Origin of the sequence: Bacillus weihaiensis (assembly GCF_001889165.1) — a bacterium.
In the GTDB taxonomy this organism is placed as follows: Bacteria; Bacillota; Bacilli; order Bacillales; family Bacillaceae; genus Metabacillus; species Metabacillus weihaiensis.
The window spans coordinates 3,904,747-3,928,289 of sequence record NZ_CP016020.1 but is presented as its reverse complement, the minus strand read 5'-3'; the positions used below and the strand labels follow the sequence as shown (position 1 = coordinate 3,928,289).

Here is a 23,543-nt window from a genome sequence, read left to right as displayed (position 1 = left end):
GCGTTTTTCTCATATGTGTATAACATGGACAATTTCCCACAAATATGTGGATAATGTGTATAAGTCTGTTGATATGTTGAAAATAAAGGTTTTTCCGTGTGGATAAAAAGAACCATTTGTGGAAAGGTTTTAAACCCTCAACAGAATATGTCGAATTAACTATGTACACGTGTCTCTTTTTCGACGGAAAGAAATTCCCTAATGAAAATAAAATTCTATCTTGTAGAAAAATAGGAGAGTAAGGATGAACATTAAGATTAACTTTTAAGTAAATTCGTTTATTCTAGTGTAAATAAAGCTGATAAAGAAACGTTCGGAAAATAATGAAAAGGATGTACAGAGATTGTAGAGGAGGCATCACCACATTAGGTAGAAAGGTAACCGGTAAACGATTATCTTGGATTATGTGGCAGGTGATGTAACGATAGATAGTATTGATTGTCTTGTTTTATCATATGTAGCAGAGTTAGCTTCCTATAAAAGTGAAAGGAGCGTGAACCTACACGAGATTTCACGCTCCTCTATTAAATAGTGCCCTTGATAATGGTTGCTCCCGAGTAAATCCTGCCGCCTAAGTAAAGTACAGAGATTTGTCTCTCCAAATAAGGAGCGCCTTTCTTTAATGAAGCTGCTCCCACTCTGACATTAAATCCTCTAGCTTCTGGTGGAATGTATCATTTTCTTCATTGATTGCTTGGACCTTTTCATGATCTTGATAGACGTCTGGATCACACAGAAGTTCTTCGTTCTTTTCGAGCTTTTCTTCTATTTCTGTAATTTCTGTTTCAATTTCTTCGATTCTACGCTGCTTCTGACGTTCTAGCTTCTTCTGTTCCTTTTCTTGTTGATACGATAGCTTACCTTCTGATTGTGTAGGTGCTACAGCTTGATTTGAATTCGCTGAATTGGCTAGCTGGTCTAATCGTTCATGCTCGAGCTGCTCTTCTTTTTTTGTTAAATAATAATCATAATCGCCGAGGTATTCTGTGACTTCTTCACGACTAAGCTCAAACACCTTTGTGGCAATCCGATTGATAAAATAACGATCATGAGAAACAAAGAGAATCGTACCTGGATAATCAATTAACGCATTTTCAAGAATTTCTTTGCTATCTAAATCAAGATGGTTTGTCGGCTCATCTAGAATCAAGAAGTTAGCCTGCTGGAGCATTAGCTTTGAAAGGGCAAGTCTAGCCTTTTCGCCACCACTCAGAGTAGAAACAGGCTTTAATACATCGTCCCCTGAAAAGAGAAAGTTCCCAAGAATGGTCCGAATCTCTTTCTCTGTTTTGTTAGGGTATTCATCCCACAGCTCGTCCAATACGCGTTTATTGGAGGTAAGGTCAGCCTGCTGCTGATCATAGTAGCCAATTTGAACATGCGAACCAAGCGAGAAAGTCCCTGAAAGAGCATCAAGCTTCTCAACAATTGATTTTAAGAGAGTTGATTTACCAATTCCATTTGGTCCAACGAGAGCAATACTATCCCCACGAGAAATGGAGAAGGAAATATTTGAGACAACAGGGGTTTTCCCATCGTAGGATACGGCAATATCCTTTGCTTTTAACACATCGTTTCCACTTTGTCTTGCAATATCAAATGCGAAGCTAGCAGATTTTTCATCTCCTAAAGGCTTTTGCATAAGATCCATTTTCTCCAGCTTTTTTCTACGACTTTGGGCAAGCTTTGTTGTGGAAGCACGCGCTAGGTTGCGTTGAATAAAGTCTTTAAGCTTTGCAACCTCTTCTTGCTGTTTTTCAAAGGTTTTTACATCTTTTTCGTAGTTTTCAGCCTTAATTTTTAAATAATGACTATAATTTCCGATGAACTTAGTACTGGTGTTACGGCTAATTTCATATACTTGCGTAACAATTTTGTCTAAGAAATACCGATCATGAGATACGATTAAAATGGATCCATCATATCCTTGCAGATACTGCTCAAGCCAAGATAACGTTTCAATATCTAAATGGTTTGTCGGCTCATCTAGTATAAGGAGATCAGGGCTTGTTAAAAGTAATTTCCCAAGTGCTAATCGAGTTTTTTGTCCACCACTTAAAGAAGAAATCTTTGTAGTAGGATCAAATTGGCTAAATCCAAGGCCGTGTAATACCGAGCGGATGTCTGCTTCGTATTGATAGCCACCCTGTTCTTTGAATTCTACTTGTAAGTGATCGTATTCCTTTAAGAGCTGATCAAATTGATGTGCATCTACGGAGTGATCAATTGTAGACATTTTATTCTCAAGGTCTCTCATCGTAGCTTCCATCTTTTTGAGATGATTAAATACAAGGTTCATTTCATCCCAAATGGATAGATCGGATTCTAGTCCAGTATCCTGGGCTAAGTAGCCAATTGTGACGTCCTTTGGTTTCATGATGTCACCTGAGTCGTAGCTCATTTTACCGGCAATTATTTTTAATAGCGTTGATTTTCCAGCACCATTACGTCCAACAATGGCAATTTTATCTCTTGTTTGTACTTCTAGTTTAATATTCGATAAAATAGGATCAGCACCGAAAAATTTGCTAAGTTGGTTTATTTGTAGCAATATCATTCTATTCACCTCTACTAATGATTTAAGTGTAGCTTAATCATAATCTTTGAGCAACAACGAGCATTTTTAATAGTGGAAAGCGGTGTGTGTGAGACAATTTCTGATGAAGCTCCGGGAGTATGAAAATGAGATGCTGTAGATGTAGAGGCTTCTAGCTCTTAAGCTAATCAAGGGCCCTGCGCTTTTCTAATAATTGTCACAAAACCATAAAAGACAGATGGTATAAAATAGTGTATAGTCTAAGTATAAGGGGAAGTGTACATGTCAGAATTTACCCATTTTAATGATCAAGGCCGTGCAAAAATGGTCGACATCTCTAAAAAAGATGTCACAGTTAGAACGGCGCTTGCGAAATCAAGCATTCAAGTAACAAAGGAAGTTTATGAAAAAATTACGAAGCATGAAATAGGTAAGGGCGATGTCTTATCTGTTGCACAGGTTGCAGGAATTATGGCAGCAAAGCAAACAGCCAACGTCATCCCAATGTGCCACCCAATTCCTATTAAAGGTGTAAACATTGATTTTACCTGGTATGTAGAAGAGGATACATATACTCTCCTCATATCGGTAACCGTGAAAACAAAGGGAAGTACAGGTGTGGAAATGGAAGCGTTAACGTCAGCTAGCATCACAGCGCTAACTGTCTACGATATGTGTAAAGCGGTTGACAAAGGAATGGTTATAGGGCCAACCTATTTAGAAGAAAAAACAGGCGGTAAAAGTGGAGACTTCTTCCGCAAAGCCTAGTCGTAAACGATCTAGCTTTTTATGACTTTTTGTTTGGCTATTTTCAGGAGTTGTTGTTTATATCCATAAACGAGGTTATTTAGTAAAATATCTCGATTCTTTTAAAACAACAAAAGCAGTGAAAAAGCCTTTCTTTTTGTATGAATGAGAGGGATCAAAGTGAATATAGAACAATCAAAAATACCACAGGCAACAGCAAAACGATTGCCTTTATATTATCGATTTTTAAAAAACCTTCATTCGTCGGGGAAACAGCGCGTCTCATCCGCCGAATTAAGCGACGCGGTAAAGGTGGATTCTGCGACAATTCGCCGAGATTTCTCTTACTTCGGAGCATTAGGTAAAAAAGGGTATGGTTATAATGTTAATTATTTGTTATCCTTTTTTAGAAAAACACTTGATCAGGATGAGATTACGAAGGTTTGTTTAATCGGTGTAGGTAACTTAGGGACGGCGTTCTTACATTATAACTTTACGAAAAATAATAACACCGAGATTTCCCTTGCCTATGAGGTAGATCAATCGAAAATTGGGACAGAGATTGGTGGCGTACCGGTTTATGACCTGAACCATCTTGAAGAGAATCTACCGGACGATGTAACTGTTGCGATCTTAACAGTACCTGCTCAAGCAGCTCAGTCTATTACGGACCGTCTCATTACAAAAGGGATCAAAGGAATTTTAAATTTCACCCCTGCTAGGCTTAATGTCCCGGATGATATTCGTATTCATCATATTGACCTGGCAGTAGAATTACAATCACTTGTTTACTTTTTAAAGCATTATCCATATGAAGAGAAATAGAAGACAAGTTCATTTGAAAAAGGAGGTGGACCTTCGTGCCAAACGTAGGAATCGGAAGTTTACTACTAATCGTGTTTGTTGCTCTCCTTATTTTTGGACCAAAGAAATTACCTGAGCTAGGAAAAGCTGCTGGAAATACATTGCGTGAATTCAAAAACGCAACGAAAGGTTTAGCGGATGATGATGATGATCAAGACGCTAAAAAGAATGAAAAGCAGGAAGAACTTAAGTAAGATAGGATGAATCCGATATGACACAAAATGAAATGTCGGTCATGGAACATATTACAGAGCTCAGAAAACGACTAGTTCTTGTTGTCGTTTTCTTTTTCTTAGCGGTTATCGCTGGTTTTTTTCTTTCAGGGCCGATCATTAAATACCTACAGCACACAGAGGAAGCAAAATCGCTGACTTTAAATGCGTTTAATTTAACCGATCCACTCATGGTGTATATGAAATTTGCTTTCATCATTGCATTTGTACTTACATCACCGCTTATTTTATATCAATTGTGGTCATTTGTTAGTCCTGGGCTATACGATAAAGAGAGAAAAGTAACACTAAGCTATATTCCTATTTCCATCCTTCTCTTTTTAACAGGACTTTCTTTTTCCTATTTTATTCTCTTCCCATTTGTCGTAGAGTTTATGGAAAGAATTTCGAATGATTTGGAGATTAATCAGGTTATTGGAATTAACGAGTATTTCACCTTTTTACTTCAATTAACGATTCCATTCGGCTTGTTATTTCAATTACCGGTTGTGGTCATGTTTTTAACAAGACTTGGGATCGTTACACCAATGTTTCTTTCAGGGGTAAGAAAATATGCATACTTTGTGTTACTCGTCATCGCAGCATTTATTACACCACCAGAGCTCGCCTCACATTTGATGGTATCCATCCCATTGTTTATTCTTTATGAAATAAGCATCTGGGTGTCTAGAATATCCTACCGAAAAGCTCAAATGCTACGCTTTGAAGAAGAGAATACAGCAAAAAATGAGACGGAATAATCCAGTCTCATTTTTTCTTTTGTTGATTCTTTTTTATTTTGTTAGCAATCGAAAACATTCGAATCGCCACTCCAATATCAAAGGTTGCAATTAGCATTAAAAGAATCGTTGGGAAGGTGAATATTCCATTCTCCGCACTGTTAATGGCTAAATACGTAAACAACATCCCCATGACTAAATAAAATATTCCCATGGAAATAGGGTTTGTTCTAATCATATAAATCCTCCAATAATCGCTTGCAGTTGTTGTTCTAGCTGCATCTTTTCAAGTTGTTCCATATACTTCTCTATATCTTCTCTAAACACAAGCTGTAATAAGACGACCATTGTATTCATCGAGACGTGTGCAATGATCGGTACGATGATACGCTTCGTTTTTACATATAAAAATGCAAAAGTAAATCCCATTGATGCGTATAAAAGTAAGTGTTCTGGCTCACCATGAAAGAGGGAAAAGATAACAGAACTAATAAGAGCTGCCACAAAGAAATTTGTTTTTGTATAGATCGCACCAAAAAGAATTTTTCGAAATACAATCTCTTCTAAAATCGGTCCAATAATGGATGTAACGATGATGACGAGTGGTGTCATTTCAATGATGCTAACAATCATTTCCGTATTTTCTGAACCAGGGTCAATCCCGAAAAGATTGATTTCAATATTTGCAGCAATGTTCTGTACCATAATAGCCATCACAAATCCAAGCACACTCCAGCCAATAGATGCACCAACAGAAGCTGGATCTCCCTGGAAAATGGACTCTCGCTGCGTTCGCTCATGTCGTAGAAGATACAAAGTGACGACAATTCCTAAAGCGAAACTAATAATGGTCCAAAACGCAAATCGTTCTGCACCAGTGCTGCCGATTCCGAGAAGCTGAAGCAAAGGGATCCCGACGATCGCTGATAACTGTACGAGCATATATGTTAATAAAATAAACCAATAATGCTTTTTCATGGAGGCCTCCTTTAATAATAGAAAGAATGTTGTGATAGTAGAGTGTTTACGTGCATATAGTTGAAAGTCATCACCCAAGCCTACCTCGTAGTACTTGGCTACAAGAGAGAACAACAAAGTATATTGTATCATACCTATTATTAGTCATATGTATGATAACGATTTAGAAATAGACAAAAAAATGATGAAGGAGGAGGAATTTGTATAGCAAGCGAGAAAAGGGTAATAGAATCCTTCCATGTACGAGCGTATGGATAGGAGAAAATTGTAGAAAAAACAGACAACCTTTTAAGCCCCATTAAAATGAAAATTTTAATAGAAAAAAATGAACTTCATACTTGAAATTGAAAGCGAACTTATATAATATATTAATTGTGTTAGCACTCAAGTCTGTTGAGTGCTAATAAGGAAAAAATATCTAGTTAAAGAATTTGAGGAGGTTGTTTCACTTGTTAAAGCCATTAGGTGATCGCGTTATTATTGAGTTAGTGGAATCAGAAGAAAAAACTGCTAGTGGTATCGTCCTTCCAGATAGTGCGAAAGAGAAGCCACAAGAAGGTAAAGTTGTAGCTGTTGGTACAGGTCGTGTATTAGATAGTGGTGAGAAAGTAGCTCTTGAAGTAGCAGAAGGCGATCGTATCATCTTCTCAAAATATGCAGGCACTGAAGTGAAATACGAAGGAACAGAATACTTAATTTTACGTGAAAACGACATTTTAGCTGTTATCGGATAAGGAAAAACAGCTTATATATCATATCAATCTTTTAAAATTTGAGGAGGTCTAGGTAAAATGGCAAAAGATATTAAATTTAGCGAAGAAGCTCGTCGTTCCATGCTACGTGGTGTGGACGCTTTAGCAGATGCGGTAAAAGTAACATTAGGACCAAAAGGACGTAACGTAGTATTAGAAAAGAAATACGGTTCTCCTTTAATTACGAATGACGGTGTAACAATTGCGAAAGAAATCGAATTAGAAGATGCTTTCGAAAACATGGGTGCGAAGCTAGTAGCAGAAGTAGCTAGCAAAACAAACGACGTTGCTGGTGACGGTACAACAACTGCAACTGTTTTAGCACAAGCGATGATCCGCGAAGGATTAAAGAACGTAACAGCTGGTGCAAACCCAATGGTCGTTCGTAAAGGAATCGAAAAAGCTGTAGCGGTTGCATTAGAAGAGCTTCAAGCTATTTCTAAGCCAATCGAAGGCAAAGAATCTATTGCACAAGTTGCGGCAATCTCTTCTGCTGACGATGAAGTAGGTCAATTAATCGCTGAAGCTATGGAGCGCGTTGGAAACGACGGCGTTATCACAATCGAAGAGTCTAAAGGCTTCTCTACTGAATTAGAAGTAGTTGAAGGTATGCAATTCGATCGTGGATATGCATCTCCATACATGGTAACAGATTCTGACAAAATGGAAGCAGTTCTTGAGAACCCATATGTCCTAATCACTGACAAAAAAATCACAAACATTCAAGAAATCTTACCAGTACTTGAGCAAGTTGTTCAACAAGGTAAGCCTCTATTATTAATTGCTGAGGACGTAGAAGGTGAAGCTCTTGCAACTCTAGTAGTGAACAAGCTTCGCGGAACATTCAATGCTGTAGCTGTTAAAGCTCCAGGATTCGGTGACCGCCGTAAAGCAATGCTAGAAGATATCGCAATCCTAACTGGCGGTGAAGTGATCACTGAAGAACTAGGATTAGACCTTAAATCAGCTAGCATCGATCAATTAGGACGCGCTTCTAAAATCGTTGTTACTAAAGAAAACACAACAATCGTTGAAGGTGCTGGCCAAGCTGACCAAATCGCAGGTCGCGTAAGCCAAATCCGTACTCAATTAGAAGAAACAACTTCTGAGTTCGACAAAGAAAAATTACAAGAGCGCTTAGCTAAACTAGCTGGCGGTGTAGCAGTAATCAAAGTTGGTGCTGCAACTGAAACTGAACTAAAAGAGCGCAAACTTCGCATCGAAGACGCCCTTAACTCTACTCGCGCAGCAGTAGAAGAAGGTATCGTTTCTGGTGGTGGTACAGCTCTAGTGAACGTATACAACAAAGTAGCAGCAATCACTGAAGATGGCGACACTCAAACAGGTGTTAACATCATCCTACGTGCTCTTGAAGAGCCAGTTCGTCAAATCGCACACAATGCGGGTCTTGAAGGATCTGTTATCGTTGAGCGCCTTAAAAACGAAGAAGTTGGCGTAGGCTTCAACGCAGCTAACGGCACTTGGGTAAACATGTTCGAAGCTGGTATCGTTGACCCAACTAAAGTAACTCGTTCTGCCTTACAAAACGCAGCAAGCGTAGCAGCTATGTTCCTAACAACTGAAGCTGTTATCGCTGACAAGCCAGAAGAAGGCGGCGGCGCTGGCATGCCTGATATGAGCGGCATGGGCGGTATGGGTGGAATGGGCGGCATGATGTAATATAGGTGTAAACACCTTATTAAATCAACGTTCCATGATATATTGATAATTTTCTGTGTGCAGGTTTGTGTGCACTGCAGAAATTTCATAAGCATAAGATAAAATAAGAGTGCATTATTGGAGAAGGTTTTTCATCAGTTTACTGAACTGTTGGGAAGCCTTCTCTTCCATATTAGCTGTCATATGGGCGTAGATATTCATGGTTGTATTTATATCTGTATGTCCCAAACGTTGTTGTATCTCTTTAATACCTACCCCTGCTTCGATCAATAAAGATGTGTGAGTGTGTCGGAAAGAATGGGGAGTAATATTTTTTTCTATTTTAGCTTTTTTCAATAAGCGTTTGAGCCTAGTTTCCACTACTTTTCTTAATTGTGGATGTCCATCTTCACGAGCAAAAATAAATTCGTTATCCTGATAAACAAATCTGTTTTTTAATTTAATCTCATTTTGTTTAAGCCGATGTTTCTTTAACAAACTAACTATCATTTCATCAATCTTAATTGTACGAATTGACCCTTTTGTCTTTGGAGTTAGTAGCTGATATTTCTTAAAATGATTAGTAGGGTTATAAATAGTTTTAGTTACTCGGATTGTTCCTTGTTTATCGTTGAAATCCCCCCATTTTAAAGACAACAATTCCCCTATTCGCAATCCTGTATAGGATAGTAACGTAAATATTAGATAGTCCATTTCTAACCCATCTGAATGGGCTAAGTTTAAAAAATGAGCAAGTTCTTCTTTTTCAAGAAAGATAACTGACTCTACCTCTTTTTCTAATTCTTCAACAGTTAGCTGTTTTTTGGGTAGTTTAAAATTTTCTGTAGGGTTTACTTTTATTAATCCTAGTTCTACGGCATGCCTAAAAAGCATACGTCCACATGCATGAATACCATCCATATAATTATGACTATATTGCTCCGACAAATCTATGATTCGGTCTTGGTACATTTTTTTTGTAATTTTACTGATGGGATAATGTCCCCAAACATTAATAAAATGCTTCATTTCCTTTTCCCTTGCTCTCACGCTACTGATCTTAACACCACTTCTACTGTAGGTCTTTAACCAATCTTGAGCAAATTTTTCAAAGGGGATTTCAGATTCTTTTAAATAGGTTCCATTTTCTTTTTCAATTTCCACAAGTCGAGCAGCCGCTTTTGCTTCTCGTTGAGTTTTAAAACCACCTTTTCTATCAAACATTCTTTTATTCGTGAGGGGGTCAGTGCCAAGATATACTTTATATGACCATGTTTTCCCACGTTGTATGATTTCTGCCATCCTTCCCATCTCCTTTCAATCCGTTAAAAAAACTTCAATAAAACCTTTTATTTTTGCTTTTTCCTCTTTTGTTAAAAGCCTGTCTTGATAAAATAACGTATCGTTGGAGTTCAATAAAAAAGCAAGATTTCGTTCTTGTTCCTTTTCGAGTTTTTGCTCTGCAAGTGACAATTCTTTTTCTTCTTTTTCATATTCCTCGTTTTTATTCAATTGATAGTCAAAAGCATCAATATAACCTGCTTCTACCATTAATTTTTCATAGGGTTCTTCTAAACCTTTTGCTAATTTAGCTATAATTTCTGGTGATGGTTTGACTCGTTCTCCGCTTTCGAGACGTGAAATATACATAACGGAAACCCCTGATAATTCTGCAAGTTTATTCATTGAAAGTTTTTTATCTTCTCTTTTTGTTTTGAGATATTTTCTGAAATTCACTTATACCACTCCTTTAAATTAGATTATAGACTATAGGTTATAAATTTGTAAACAAAAAGTATAGAATATTGTCTAAAGTGTTATAATGTTTTTATAGCCTTCAGGCTACAATAAAAATAATGACAAAGCAACTAGGAGGAAAAAATGCTAAACATTTCATTAGACGAAAATGAATTAAAAAAATTGGCATTAGAAGAAGTTCGTAAGCGAGTAGAAGAAATTGAAGAAGGTATGTTCCTAATAGATACCAAGGAACTTTGTAGATTGCTTTCATTAAGCAGACCAACAGTTGAAAAATTGTTTATATACGATCCGAACTTTCCTTCTATGCGGGTGGGCAAAAAGTGGATATTTCATCGTAAAGAAGTAGAGGAATATATTAAACGTTGGTCAATCGATGTTAGAAAAAAAGGCGGTAATGTGGAGTGTGATTAAATCTGAAAAAAAGAATAGAAGAACTTTTATAATGACAGCAACGATTATCGATAAGCTATTCCATTTTGAAAGGGGAGTGAAATTGCAATGGATTTGAAAACAAGAATCGTTTGTTTCTTTAATGATAAATATATCGATTTTAAGAAAAAGCAGTTTGATAAGCAAAGTCAGAAAGGAAAATCCACTAGATATACAAAATAGTAAGTCAGACAGCAAAGGGCAAAGGAGGAATAACAATGTACACTTTTAATTGTAATTATTGCAATGATGAATATTCACTTAACCTTGACGACTACGAATATTATTCGATTGATGAATTAATTGATATGGTATTACGAGTTTCAGCAATGGAACTGGAGAAAGCATGGATTCAAAAGAATGAATTACTTTATTGCGGTTCTTGTAAGGATAAAAGTGCTAAAATTTATCAATTTATTCGACCTAATCAGCATGAACCAATAGAGAGACAAAAAGAAAAACCCACAGACTCCGAACTGTGAGTTATGAAACATCCAATTTGCGTCTATCTCTTCCCAAGGCGATTACAATAACAAAAGTGATGTCATATACAATTATCTCCTGATTTTATCAAAAATAAGCGTTGATAAACACTCCTTTGTTATTGTAGTTTCACAAATGTAATTAGAAATTACTAGAGTAAAGGAGTTTTTTGTTTTTATGTCAAGTATTCCAGTTTTTGATTCAGAAGAAGATATAACAGAAATAGTAGGTAAGATCTTACCTGGTGCAAAAATATTAAAATTAAAAGGCTTCTCAATAAAAAATTTCAGTAAGGATTATAATGAAGCTAAAACACCAGTAGGTAGGGAATGGACGTATTTAAATAGTGAATCAGAAATAACAAGATGGTTGACTTTTAACGGATGGATTGGTGTCGTTATTCCTGAAGGGTATATTGTAATCGATGTTGATGATTCCAATTCAGGGAGCCTTCTAAAAACATTGCTAGATAAAGAAGGTATCTGCCATCATTGTATTAAGACACCGAGAGGATTTCAGTTTGTTTTTAAAGCAAATGAGGAGGATACAAGATTAGTTAAGCAGATTTCAAAATTTTTCACACAGATAGGTGTTTCTATTGATACACGAGTAGGAACAACGAATGGATATATTGTTTTTCCCACTCATAACACAGAAAATCGCTATATCCTTTCTCAAAGTGAAGAATTGTATGAACTGCCTTTCTTTCTACGTCCTATTAGAAGAAAAAAAGACGATTATGAGTTTCCCATACCTGTTCAAAATGGAAGCAGAGATGACAATTTATATCATTTTGCAGCACGACTGAATGCTTGGAGAATTCCTAAAGAAGATGCTGAGAAATCAATGAAATTGATTTATGAATATTTTGTCTTAGATAAAACAGATTTTCCAGAAAAACAATTAAAAAAAATAATTAACTCTGCTTATAAATGGAAACCAGAAAGAAATTCTCCATTTAAAAATGGTGTGGAGGATTGGCAAGCGGCTTTAGAATGTGATAAGTATGGAAGACCATTATGTAATGCAAGAAATACCGAATTAATTATTGAAAATACAATAGGTGATATTCGTTTTAACGAATTCACAGTAGAATGTGAGGTTCATGGGGATTTACAATGGAGAAATGGAGAGGAAAAAGTATGGCTATCTTCTGATTACAACCAATTGGAACATTGGTTTGCTACACAGTGGAATTTCAAAGGCAGAAACATGATACATAATGCTTTTATTCATGTGGTTCGTAAAAGATGGTATCATCCAGTTAAGGAATACATAGAATCAGCTGAATGGGATGGAGAAATCCGAGTACCAACTTTTTTTTGTGATTATTTAGGCGCAGAGTGCTCTATTTACACACAGGAAGTCACAAAACGCTGGTTTACTGGTGCAGTTAAGCGTACTTATGAACCAGGCTGTAAGTTTGAAATTGTTCCCGTGCTTATTGGTGAAAAAGGTATAGGAAAAAGTGTAATTGGCTCTAAATTGGCAAATGAAAAATGGTTCACGGATTCTATAAGAAGTTTAGAACCAAAAATTGCAGGCGAAATTTTGGCTAATGTTTGGATTTGTGAATTCCCTGAATTGAAAGCGTTTAATGGGAAAAGTGATGAAGAGGTTAAAGCGTTCATTTCAAGTTGTGATGACATTTATAGAGGAGCCTATGAACGTGGGAAAGCTACAAGTCATAAACGACACACTGTTTTTTATGGTTCTTCTAATAAAAATGAAGTGTTAACCGATGAAACAGGAGAGCGAAGACGTTTTCCTATTAAATGTAGCAAGGTAAGAAAATATAATCCATTCACGGACTTAACACCAGAAATTGTGGCTCAAATATGGGCTGAAGCAAAAGTGTATTATGATCAAGGATATTTCACATATATTGATGCTGAAATTCAGGAACAAGCAGAAGAAGTATTTAAGAATTTCAAAGATGTTGACCCACTTGAAGGGGAAATTGATGAATACGTGAAAGAGCGTGGAGAAGTGTGTGTTCGTCAAATATGGGATGAAATAATGACAGAAGATTTAAAGAAGAAGCCTACACGAAAAGATTCCAATCGTATTATTAGCATTTTGACTTCTTTGGGTTATGAACATGTAGGGTGGAAGCGTATAGAAAAATACGGTAATAGTAATCAACGTATTTTTGGATCGAAAAATTAAGCACTCAGAACATGGGTGCTTTTTTATTGTTTTTTGTCACAAACAATTTTATGGTGTCAGGTTGGTGACGTGTGTAGTGACAATATGAAAGCCTGTTATCTCAAGGTTTCTAATCACATTTGTCACCAAGACACTAATTTTTAAGATAAAAAAATATTTTTAATTTAATATATATAAAACTGTTTTTTAAACTGGGATTGAATCATTACCATTTTATTTATTGAAAACGTTGGTGACTTGGTGACTTGGTGACAGTTCACCTAGAATGTTGATACGTCTAGCCTTTTTTGAGTCTCCAATAAGACGTTATTCTAATTAACTATAGTCTAAATAATTGTATACAAAAGTACATAGTATGCATAAAAACCACACAAATTATGCAAAATAAAAGAAAATTGACAAGAAATGTGGTGAATATGTGAAAAATGATACCGAGATTCAAGCATTAATTGATGAAGGACGGAAAGCATATTATCGCCAATATCGGCAGAAGCCAGAAAACAAGAAAAAGGCTAGACAACATAGTGATAACTTTTTTCTTAAGGTAGGTATGGAGCAATTAGATACCAAAGGTGATAATGCGAATAACAAGTTATTGGGTGAGAAAAGTCCATGAGTGAGTATATTTATAAAATTATAGGTGCGCCATCGAAGAAAATTACAGCATTGAAAACAAAATATAATTTCAAAGAAATGAAAAGGGTAAGGTGGAAACGTGAAAATCAATAATTTGAATGTACTTGAAAAAGTTCAAGGATTTGTTAGACCGCCAGAAGAAAACCTGCTTGGAATTTCTCTAAGTTATCAAGATGTTCTGGCGTTAAATAGCTTGATCAGACGTTTGAACATAAATGGGAAAACTGATCCTTATGGTGAAACCATACGAAAAGCGATTGATGAACGACATGTACTTAAAGAGGTAACACTGTCAAAGACAGGGCGGCATATTAACCAAGGCACGGTCTGGCTTGAAAAGGATGTACGGAAAGCTTTATTAAAAGAAGCAAATAAATTAGGACTTGAACCTGCTGATTATATTCGTGGAATCATTTATAGTCTTAATCAAAAGTTAGCAAATGAAGAGATAGCAGATCGTGAACGCCAAAATCAACTCAAGCATGAAAACAGGAAAATACCAGTACAACTAACACTTGATAGAGAATTACGAGAGAAGTTATATAAGCGCTTCGATAAAGAGCTGAAGGACAGAGAGTTGCTAGAAAAAGTAAAAAGAAAATCGTCACCTAAGAACGGAACTACAGTGGAAGACAGGATGCTTGCAGAGGTGTTGAACAATCATTTACTGGAGTACTTGAACAAATGATTGTCCCCTTTTGGAAGCCCCCCCTATGTAATGACCTTTATTACATAATGGGATAAACGGCGGTAAGGGAACCTCTTCCGACCAAGTGGAAAACTTGAAAAGTTTTTTATAATAAAGGGGGTTAACAAATGGTTACTTATCAAGTACACCGATCAGCAGATTACTTGGAGTATCGAATATCTAAACTAAAGGAAAATCAAAATAAGGAATGTGTTTTGCTGAAGAGGTTCCCGAAGTTAGGCGGAAAGACTTGAAGCCTGTATTCTGAGGTTTGATTTCAATTGCTTTTTGTTATTTTTAATTGCAAACAACCCTTCAATCGTTTAGCAGCTATTTACTGTAGCTGCTCTTTTTTTATTTAGACTAAAGGGTGAAGGATAGTTGAATATGACATTATTGCTAACTGGTCAGCTTAGTCTATCTTGTTATTTTATTTATAGCAGTGATTCAAAAATTTAAAGAAATAGTTTGCTATTAGTAGTAAAATTACTGTTATATGAAGTTATAACAAAACACAAGGGAACTCATGAATAAGGAGATTAAAATGGGCAATGATGTATTTCAAATAAATCTTGATACTGATGTTCTTGATATATTAAGGAATAAAGTGAACGAGGAGCAAAATATCTCCTATAATAAAACAAATGGTAAGCACCGTGCTTGGGATAAAATTTGCGCTATAATGGACAGACTTGATGATACAGTCTATTTCTTAAATGAACTTAAATTAAATACTGGTAAGTATAAAAGAAGTGCGTTTGATTTTTATGGTTTTATGAATAATGCCTCTGTGGTTTTGGATTGTATAAAAGAACTGGCAAAAATTTTTGATGTACCTGATGAGAAGATCAAAAAGTCAACAGAAATCTTTAAACAACTTGGCAGTGATGGTGAAGGTTCAGATGAGAAATATTTCGAATATCTGCGGTCATTATGTGCAGTTCATCCAGTAGGAACAAACCGACACAAAAGATATCAAGCTAATGATTTTGAATGTAGCCCCTATGTTGTTTGGAATAACAGAGAAATATGGCAGGATGATTGTGATATTTACGCAGTTGTCTATACCAGCAAAGATGGAGAGAGTAATAAGAGAGTTCAGATATATATTTCACAAATATTTGAATATCTTAAAACGAGATTAGAGTTTGTTACAGAAATAACAGATGAAATTGACCAATATCAAAAACAGGTCATCTCTGATTTTAAGAAAAGACCCATAAAAACAGAAAAAGAGTTCGATAATTATATTGATTACCTAAGAAATCTAGACAAAGAACTGAATGAACGATACGGTTCAGATTGCTATTATCCTTTTGATTATATTATTAATTTATTTGAACTTAAGGTATCAAACCCCCAAAACCAAATTAAGATGAATTTATATCTAAACGCATTAAAATATGCAATCGAATTTGAACATAATAGAATGCAAAATATGAGTTATGAGGGATTTGAAAATAACGGATTGTTATTTTTAGAAAGAAACATTGAAACATCTTTATATATTGAATTATATTCACCTCGTAGTGGAAGTGAAGAACAAAGAAGATACCATTATAATTTAGAAAAGATTAGCTATTTAAGTTATGATACAGGCTACAGCAATAAACAATGGGCGTACAATCAATTAAATGGAGCAAAAATATTTCTAGAAAAGTATGTTTCATTTGAGGGTGCTACTGGTGATTTTGAGCATTATGCATTAGTTAAATTGGCATTGTACTTGGACTGCTTAGACAATAAATGCTTAATAAATAGAAATATTCCTAACGATTTAAAATACCGTAAAGGACTACTATCTGATGACGAGTTGAAGGAATTAATTCCTGTTAAATAGCTTTATTATTATCCATATATTAACCAATATAAGAAGTTAAGCATCTTTTTAATTTAATTGTGGTAGCAAAATCCTTAGATTAATTTCTAAGGATTTTTTGTTCTTTTGATGGCTTTTAAGGATGGTTTTATTTTTTACATATAGAACGTTAGTTCGTATATAATGGTAACATAAGAGATGATTCTAAATGACAATACGTTACCGTGGTAAAATGAAATGGGAGTCGGCTTCTTTTATACCGCTAGCATTTGAAATAACCAGCGAAATGTTCAAGGATCAAGCACGTCAACCTAAGCCGATATTAGACGAACATCAAACGGAGGAGTTTGACCTGCGGATAGCATTTGAAGCAGAATACAATCATGCAGTAAAGCTAACCGTATGGATGACGGATTACTCGGGACCTTTCTGGTTGTGTTCATTACGTCGATCCGTTTACTTATGAGCTGCGGATTGAGGTGAAGCCTGGTGAATATGAACGGGTGGCTTTCAATAGTGTTGTTGGAGTGAAGGTTTTGAAATAAGCGGACATCATGCATTAAGTCAGCCTTTTATGGTTGGCATTTTTAAAAAAACGTGCTGTTTACCTGCAGAAGGTTTTTGATTCCAAATGCCGAATAGTTAATCTAAATAATTATTTGGAGAGATGACACTTGGATATTCCTAAATATATAGAATTTCTACGAAAAGCAATCAATAATGTTAAAGACGTTTATTTTGGAAATCAGGACTGGATTGATTCTATGCTGAATGCTCATTATATTGAATCTCAGGACCAAAGGCGAGAAGCGTTAATACCGTATTTGAGTATGCATCATGAGCGAGTCTTCTGTTATGAACTTTATCATCAACTCCGCAAAATCATGGAACAAAATAAGCTTAACGAAAATGTGATTTTGCAAGCTGAACTCCGCAAAGCTCAAGTAGGCAATGAAATTGAACAATTATTCGGAGTGCAAAGCACCTATGGTGTATATTATCCTGACTTCTTAATACATGAACCTCATACATACGATAATCAAGACTTAATTATAGAAGTCAAAGCTAACCCTAGGCTTGCTGTTGAAGATTTGAAAAAGGATATATTAAAAATCGATCAGTTCATAAACAGATATGAATATAAAAAAGGAATCTTCTTAGCAATAAATATTAACGAAGATAAACTCAACCAACTTTTATCAAATGCTGAACTATTAAAGTGCCTAAAAGAACAAACTACATGTAAAAATGAAATTTTGCTTATGTTTAAAGAATCAGCTACAAAGCCCATAATCTCAAAAAATCTGGCAAAGTTGTTACAATAAACGAAAGGCAAAAAAGAAAATCCAGGAAAAAATATTATCAAAGCAGGTGATGGGTGGTTAATTACGGAAGCCCCTCTCGAATGAGAAGCGCTTTTGTTTTGAAAGAAAAATTTGGAGACTGATATGCTTGCTCGCGTTTGTCCTCTTAACAACTTCTATAATGCTGTTTATGTAAGTGTAACCCTTTATTATCCATTTTTTTTAGGCGTTTTGCATCTCAGTTAAGAAGGGCATTTAATAAGGAGTCATTTATTTGTGCTTTTTTTTTCTTGTTCAAAAACACTTAGCATAACTAGTGGATTGAAAATTTATCCATAATATGCTCTTTTTTTACATATTTCAAATGAATTCCCCACTTTTTTTTGATAATATATTCTTATAGAAGCGGGGGGATTGTATTGGCAGAGAACAAAGAGGGTTTTTTACGAAGAATTTTGCCGAAGCTAAACAAAGAACAAACAGCTAGGATGATAAAAGAAAAAAAACCTGGGTGGACACCATCAAAAAAAATTAAAAATTTAAAAAGAGAAGACTTGGAAACAGAATTTGTCTCGTTAGCGACAATACTTAATGATGATGAATTAGAGGAATTCTTAGAAGTTGCACTTACCAAAAGAACAATGGGGTATCCTGCCTATACATTTAAAATTACACAGAAGACTGTTTTAGATAGTAATCCAGTAGAAGAAAAAAGCAATTACACTTTTTTGAATTCTAATCAAGTAACAATTAACGCAATTGAAGATGATGCCAATACTTGCACTTTTAAAATGATGATAAAAGAGCATAGTGAAACTAGGATGCAAGAAGTATTAAACTCAGATAGCTTATTATCTAGACATCCAGTAGATATTATGATTGACAAGAATCAAGAAGTTTTAACAATGATAGTGGGGAAAGATTCTATTCAAGAAGTTGCAAAGCGTTTTATTCAACAAGTAATAAAATGGCCAATTGTAACATTTGATATTTCGGAGGATTTCACTCAAAGCTATGAAATAGGAACGACTCACTATAGAACAGCCCTAATTATAGATTTTGTTTATAATAGATTAAAAAAAATGGGTTATAAAGCTAACTTTAAAGAAATAAAATTTTTAACAGGTAGTGAGTCAGCGAGAAGTTCAGGAATTAGGAATGTAACAATTAACGGAAATGATATTCTGTCTTCTCAACTTGCATGTGAATATGTAACCGTAGGAAGTGCAGTTATTTCCTTTAAGTTAGATTTAATATATCAATCTAGAAAGTTTTCAGCTGCGTTTTATTTTAAAGGCGACAATTACACACAATTAAAAATTGTACTACTTGATGTTCCAGATGATCAACAAAGTCAGATTATGAATAAAATGCAGGATGAATATATTGATATGTGTAATAATGGTATTAGCGATATGGAAGAAACAAAAAATAGACTTGCAATTATTAAAAAGAAATATTTAGCTCCTGATAAATTTGTGTTCGAGTCTATTCAAAATGTAATACTTACGAATAACGAATTATTATCAGATATCTTAAAAAACACAGACAACGAAGAAAGTCGTGAATTAATAGGGAAAACAGCGTATAATAATAGGATACTTTTAGATAATACTGGCTATAGTGAAGAAGATAGTAATTTAAAAACAATCTTTGAACAGCTAGAGCTGGATTTTGATAGCTTTAAGGAACTAGAAGATCAAGAAGATGAAGATAATCTGGACAATGTTGACGGAGAAGCAAGCAAATAATAACAAATAAGGGAGGCGAGTTTTATGGCTGATGTAATTATTTTTAATATTGATCAAAAACAAGAGAATACAATTAAAAGTAAACGGAAGTTATCGTCTCCCTTTGAATCATTTACTGATCAGTATATATCTGAAGGTGTCAAAGAGATTGTCTTAAAATGGATTGATTCCATAAAGTTCAAAGACAAAATCATTAGAAGAGAGCCTAGGGTTGTTAGTGCATTAATGTTTGAAAAATATAATAAATTATTAGTGTTCAGCGAGTCAGAGAGCGAAATTCAGTATTTTTGTGTAAAAATTGAAGAGAAGTATAATGTTTACTTAAAGGAATTAAATTTATACCAACAATTATATAATAAATTTTTATCTTCAAATAGTAATAAAATTAAAGTAATCGCTTTAAATATTAAGGAACAATTTAACGAAGAGAATGTATTAAATATTAGTGATACTGAAGATGAATTGTCCTTTATTTTAAGAACCAATGAAGAACATACAATAAGTATTACCTTTACGTTAGGAGAAGATAAGTATCTTACTATGGATAAGCGGTCTGTAATATCCATTCCTGATAATGTACTAGAGGAAGAAAGATTAAAAATATATGAGGAGTTATTCGAATTGTATGCGTAGCTTCTTAAGATGGTCATTTTTTGTAATAGTGGCTCTATTACCTTTAATAATCTTTATTTCTGTGGAGCCATCAAATACAGAAATAGCAAAAACGATAATTGAAAAAAGATTCTCTGCTTCTAGTTGGATGGTAGCGGGTGTGGTAGGGTTTTTAGCTTTTATAGTGCTCTACTTAACAATTATTTTTGAGAACAGGATATTTAAGAGTATTCAAGGAATACAAGAATACTACCATCCATATGCGTTAAGTTATTCTGATATCCAAAGAAATTTACAGTATTATATTAGTAAGAGTAAAAAAGGAGACTTAATATTCCTGTATTATTTCTATTTAATTGCTGTTCTTTCTTTAAATGTCATGTGGTGTGCTTTGTTAAAGTTTTATGCCCCAATTACCTTGAACGAACTAATTTTAGTAAATCAGTGGAGTTTTACGGTTTATGATTTAAGTGGAATTATAATGTATGGATTAAGTATAAGTTTTTGGTTGATTACACTCCTATTCGGTGCTGTTCTATGTCTAGTTATTAACAATAAGAATATTATTGGGGCTTTTAAGTTGCCAAAAGTAGATGACTTGTTAGATGCTGAGTATTTAAATGAGATAAAAGCAGCTACATCTGAAATAATTATTAAGGGTAATCCAGAAATTAATATTTATCAATTGGAAAACGAGTTTGAACTGTATTTAGATAGTAAGCTACCTTTAAATAATATTACATACCAATATAAAATTTACAGTGCAACAGATGATTTGAAAATAAACATTTACCAAAAAATTGATAAAAAATTGAATAATAAAAACTTACATGATCAAGTTCTAAAATTAGAAATCAAATCGGATTTAACGAAAATAGTCAAGAGAATGCAATCACAAGAATTAACATATGAATTGGTAGTCTATACAAATAGTGGTCTAGTTATTGGAAGATATGTTTGTAATCTAGATAAAAGTAATCTGAGGATTTATATTGTTAAGAAGGTTGCCTTTTCGAACCAGAACTTAGAATCATCTAAAATACCACAGTTAGCTTTAGGGACTAGTGTAGAGGAAAACATAGATAATTAGTTCTAAATAAAACGTAAAACTTTAAGCTAATTACATATTTGGGACCACCTCTGTAAAACGTAATTTTGTGGCAATGTAAGTGGGTTAAAATTAGAAACTCTTTCTGAACCAAGCAAATCTCATCCATTGATGCAATAGGGATAAGGTCAAATGTTTCAACCTTCCTAATTGAGAGAAGGGAACAGCCCATCTAGTTTGGCTTTTCACCATTGTAAAAATAATCCTGGGCTGAACTTTATGTTAAATGAAAAACTCTCTTACCCTTGATACAAGCGGTTTTCACACTGAATTTTCGTGCCGATTTCATGCCGATTTGAATTTATTATTCATTTTAAGTTATTTGGAGAAATAGCTTTATATCAAACGTCTGACCGATTTAATTATTATTCATTTCGTACCCTTTTAAGCAAAGTTAATCAAGTTCGAGAAGGAAGGTTCTATTGGATATAAACACAATATTTTTATCATTTCATAATCTATTGTGGACCTCTGCTCCAAGGTTGTCTAACATGGCTTTAGTTGATTAAGACGAAATGTATATAAAAAAACTAAGAACATTAATGTTCCGAGCTTTTTTATAACAGTTGTGTCAAGTGCTACTTTGTACTACATAACCGTACTCACATTTCATCTATTGAGAGTAGTTTTTTTGTGTGCGAATTTGTGTGCAATCTTTTTTGTTTATATTAAAATGCATTTGTTCAAAGCGTATTAAAATGTTGATATAAAGCCTTTTTTAAAACTTATTTTCTTCTGTTATATCTAAAAATGAATGGGCGGCATGATGTAATCTGCCCCTTGAACCCTTGGGATAAGCGGTTTTTTGAGTAAGAAGAGTGAAATGTTAACATTTTGCTAACAAAGATAAAGAGGTTTCTCTCAAGTTCGATACACTTGGGGGAAACCTCTTTTGTTTGTTGGATGGGTTCAGAAGTATGCTTCATGGAATCAGCTAGTGCAATAGAAACAGAATATAAACATGGCGGAACTTTTCTAAGAAACAAGTAAGCGTAAGAACCGTCCCCTTGCTTTTTTTATCGCAAGTAAAAACAAGCTCCCTGTCCCCAATTCCAATCATTTGAAACTTATGTGTAAATACACGACAATAGAGGATGAATAGAAAAGAATTTACCCAAAAAGGAGCTGTAACAATTGAAAACAACACAACAAATCGTGTTAGCGAGTCGACCAGCAGGGATGCCGGATGAGAGTACGTTTCAGTTTGAGGAGCGAGAAATTGGAGAGGTAAAAGACGGAGAGATTTTGCTTAAAACGTTATATGTATCTGTAGACCCGTACATGAGAGGGAGAATGAGAGAGGGGAAATCGTACATAGAGCCGTTCCAATTAGGCAAATTTATTGAAGGCGGGTCCATTGGTGAAGTAGTGGAATCTAAGTCTGAACAGTATAAAGTGGGAGATGTCGTGATTGGTGGATTTGGGTGGCAAACCTACTATAAGGCCGGAGAAAAGGAAGTGCGCAAGATTGATCCAGCGTTAGCGCCAGTTAGCACACACTTAGGTGTTCTCGGAATGACCGGATTGACAGCATATTTTGGCTTATTAGATATCGGTAAGCCTAAAGAAGGGGAGACCGTTGTCATCTCTGGTGCAGCAGGTGCGGTTGGCTCAATCGTTGGACAAATTGCTAAAATTAAAGGAGCTCGAGTGGTTGGGATTGCGGGCTCTGAAGAGAAAATCTCTTTCTTAAAGGACGAATTGAATTTCGATGAAGTGATTAACTACAGAACGACTGAAGATATGAAGGCTGAGATTGAGAAGACCTGTCCAAATGGTGTGGATGTGTACTTTGATAACGTCGGTGGTGAAATATCGGATGCTATATTCACTCAGCTTAACCGATTTGCTCGTGTTCCAGTTTGCGGAGCAATTTCAGCGTACAATTTAGAAAAAGCGGATGTTGGACCACGCGTGCAAGGCTTTCTTATTAAGAACAGCGTCTTGATGCAAGGATTTACGGTGGGTAATTATTCTGATCGTTTCCAAGAAGGAGCGAAGCATTTGGCAGAATGGCTGCAGGAAGGAAAGGTAAAGTACCGAGAAACCATCCGTGAAGGGTTTGAAAATATTCCAGATGCCTTTTTGGATCTATTCGAAGGCAACAATATAGGGAAGCTATTGGTGAAAGTGGCAGAGCGAGATTAAACGAAATAGTCTTATATGTGTATTGAAACAAGAGCTTCTTGTTAGATTAAGAAGCTTCAGGTTGTAGACAAAAGGGTTTGGAATGGTCAACTCCAAACCCTTTCTCTTTGAGTTGGCTTTCTTTAGTAAAGACACCCGAGAGGCAAT

The 23,543-nt window shown here is 35.0% G+C and carries 23 protein-coding genes; 18 read left to right on the top strand and 5 right to left on the bottom strand.

Going from position 1 to position 23,543, the window contains the following annotated elements; genetic code table 11:
• Positions 1 to 619: 619 nt before the first annotated feature.
• Positions 620 to 2,557, bottom strand: a complete 1,938-nt coding sequence (locus A9C19_RS18840; protein ID WP_072581355.1) for an ABC transporter ATP-binding protein — start codon at positions 2,555 to 2,557, stop codon at positions 620 to 622.
• A 261-nt stretch (positions 2,558 to 2,818) separates the two neighbouring features.
• On the opposite strand from A9C19_RS18840, the gene moaC reads away from it, so the two are divergent.
• From moaC to tatC, 4 genes are all read left to right on the top strand, one after another.
• A complete protein-coding gene (moaC, locus tag A9C19_RS18835) occupies positions 2,819 to 3,304 on the top strand; it encodes a cyclic pyranopterin monophosphate synthase MoaC (protein ID WP_072581354.1) in 486 nt (161 codons plus the stop codon).
• A gap of 159 nt (positions 3,305 to 3,463) precedes the next feature.
• Positions 3,464 to 4,108, top strand: a complete 645-nt coding sequence (locus A9C19_RS18830; RefSeq protein ID WP_072581353.1) for a redox-sensing transcriptional repressor Rex — start codon at positions 3,464 to 3,466, stop codon at positions 4,106 to 4,108.
• Between the two features lie 35 nt (positions 4,109 to 4,143).
• Entirely contained in the window at positions 4,144 to 4,341 is a 198-nt protein-coding gene (locus tag A9C19_RS18825; RefSeq protein WP_072581352.1) for a twin-arginine translocase TatA/TatE family subunit, read from the top strand.
• A 17-nt stretch (positions 4,342 to 4,358) separates the two neighbouring features.
• On the top strand, positions 4,359 to 5,120 hold the full coding sequence (tatC, locus tag A9C19_RS18820; protein WP_072581351.1) for a twin-arginine translocase subunit TatC: 762 nt from the start codon (positions 4,359 to 4,361) through the stop codon (positions 5,118 to 5,120).
• A gap of 7 nt (positions 5,121 to 5,127) precedes the next feature.
• Here the strand turns inward: tatC and A9C19_RS18815 are convergent, their stop codons facing one another.
• Together A9C19_RS18815 and A9C19_RS18810 are read right to left on the bottom strand one after the other, a co-directional pair.
• Positions 5,128 to 5,337, bottom strand: a complete 210-nt coding sequence (locus A9C19_RS18815) for a YdiK family protein (protein ID WP_072581350.1) — start codon at positions 5,335 to 5,337, stop codon at positions 5,128 to 5,130.
• Positions 5,334 to 6,077, bottom strand: a complete 744-nt coding sequence (locus tag A9C19_RS18810) for a CPBP family intramembrane glutamic endopeptidase (protein ID WP_072581349.1) — start codon at positions 6,075 to 6,077, stop codon at positions 5,334 to 5,336. Before A9C19_RS18810 ends, A9C19_RS18815 begins: the two co-directional genes overlap by 4 nt.
• Before the next feature lie 449 nt (positions 6,078 to 6,526).
• Here A9C19_RS18810 and groES point away from each other — a divergent pair, with 449 nt between their 5' ends.
• Complete coding sequence (groES, locus tag A9C19_RS18805; RefSeq protein ID WP_026561982.1) at positions 6,527 to 6,811, top strand: co-chaperone GroES; 285 nt, start codon at positions 6,527 to 6,529, stop codon at positions 6,809 to 6,811.
• A gap of 57 nt (positions 6,812 to 6,868) precedes the next feature.
• On the top strand, positions 6,869 to 8,509 hold the full coding sequence (gene groL, locus A9C19_RS18800; RefSeq protein ID WP_072581348.1) for a chaperonin GroEL: 1,641 nt from the start codon (positions 6,869 to 6,871) through the stop codon (positions 8,507 to 8,509).
• A gap of 114 nt (positions 8,510 to 8,623) precedes the next feature.
• On the opposite strand, the gene A9C19_RS18795 is transcribed toward groL, so the two are convergent.
• Positions 8,624 to 9,790 (bottom strand): site-specific integrase, encoded by a 1,167-nt coding sequence (locus A9C19_RS18795; protein ID WP_072581347.1) that lies wholly within the window; start codon positions 9,788 to 9,790, stop codon positions 8,624 to 8,626.
• 15 nt (positions 9,791 to 9,805) lie between these two features.
• Complete coding sequence (locus A9C19_RS18790) at positions 9,806 to 10,225, bottom strand: helix-turn-helix domain-containing protein (RefSeq protein WP_072581346.1); 420 nt, start codon at positions 10,223 to 10,225, stop codon at positions 9,806 to 9,808.
• A 144-nt stretch (positions 10,226 to 10,369) separates the two neighbouring features.
• Here A9C19_RS18790 and A9C19_RS18785 point away from each other — a divergent pair, with 144 nt between their 5' ends.
• From A9C19_RS18785 to A9C19_RS18730, 12 genes are all read left to right on the top strand, one after another.
• A complete protein-coding gene (locus A9C19_RS18785) occupies positions 10,370 to 10,660 on the top strand; it encodes a helix-turn-helix domain-containing protein (protein ID WP_072581345.1) in 291 nt (96 codons plus the stop codon).
• 236 nt (positions 10,661 to 10,896) lie between these two features.
• A complete protein-coding gene (locus tag A9C19_RS18780) occupies positions 10,897 to 11,160 on the top strand; it encodes a hypothetical protein (RefSeq protein WP_072581344.1) in 264 nt (87 codons plus the stop codon).
• Positions 11,161 to 11,338: 178 nt separating this feature from the next.
• Positions 11,339 to 13,330, top strand: a complete 1,992-nt coding sequence (locus A9C19_RS18775; RefSeq protein ID WP_072581343.1) for a VapE domain-containing protein — start codon at positions 11,339 to 11,341, stop codon at positions 13,328 to 13,330.
• A gap of 418 nt (positions 13,331 to 13,748) precedes the next feature.
• The gene (locus tag A9C19_RS18770; RefSeq protein WP_072581342.1) at positions 13,749 to 13,946 is read left to right on the top strand and encodes a hypothetical protein; all 198 of its coding nucleotides are present in this window, start codon (positions 13,749 to 13,751) and stop codon (positions 13,944 to 13,946) included.
• A gap of 99 nt (positions 13,947 to 14,045) precedes the next feature.
• On the top strand, positions 14,046 to 14,654 hold the full coding sequence (locus A9C19_RS18765) for a hypothetical protein (RefSeq protein WP_072581341.1): 609 nt from the start codon (positions 14,046 to 14,048) through the stop codon (positions 14,652 to 14,654).
• A 544-nt stretch (positions 14,655 to 15,198) separates the two neighbouring features.
• Positions 15,199 to 16,494, top strand: a complete 1,296-nt coding sequence (locus tag A9C19_RS18760; protein ID WP_072581340.1) for a hypothetical protein — start codon at positions 15,199 to 15,201, stop codon at positions 16,492 to 16,494.
• Positions 16,495 to 16,681: 187 nt separating this feature from the next.
• On the top strand, positions 16,682 to 16,939 hold the full coding sequence (locus A9C19_RS18755) for a YolD-like family protein (RefSeq protein ID WP_233499203.1): 258 nt from the start codon (positions 16,682 to 16,684) through the stop codon (positions 16,937 to 16,939).
• Positions 16,940 to 17,147: 208 nt separating this feature from the next.
• The gene (locus tag A9C19_RS18750) at positions 17,148 to 17,798 is read left to right on the top strand and encodes a hypothetical protein (RefSeq protein WP_072581339.1); all 651 of its coding nucleotides are present in this window, start codon (positions 17,148 to 17,150) and stop codon (positions 17,796 to 17,798) included.
• A 398-nt stretch (positions 17,799 to 18,196) separates the two neighbouring features.
• Complete coding sequence (locus tag A9C19_RS18745; RefSeq protein ID WP_072581338.1) at positions 18,197 to 19,528, top strand: hypothetical protein; 1,332 nt, start codon at positions 18,197 to 18,199, stop codon at positions 19,526 to 19,528.
• Between the two features lie 24 nt (positions 19,529 to 19,552).
• Positions 19,553 to 20,161 carry a hypothetical protein gene (locus A9C19_RS18740; protein ID WP_072581337.1) on the top strand — a complete coding sequence of 203 codons (609 nt, stop codon included), beginning with the start codon at positions 19,553 to 19,555 and terminating at the stop codon, positions 20,159 to 20,161.
• Entirely contained in the window at positions 20,154 to 21,230 is a 1,077-nt protein-coding gene (locus A9C19_RS18735; protein ID WP_072581336.1) for a hypothetical protein, read from the top strand. Before A9C19_RS18740 ends, A9C19_RS18735 begins: the two co-directional genes overlap by 8 nt.
• A gap of 1,152 nt (positions 21,231 to 22,382) precedes the next feature.
• Complete coding sequence (locus tag A9C19_RS18730) at positions 22,383 to 23,396, top strand: NADP-dependent oxidoreductase (RefSeq protein ID WP_072581335.1); 1,014 nt, start codon at positions 22,383 to 22,385, stop codon at positions 23,394 to 23,396.
• Positions 23,397 to 23,543 lie beyond the last annotated feature (147 nt).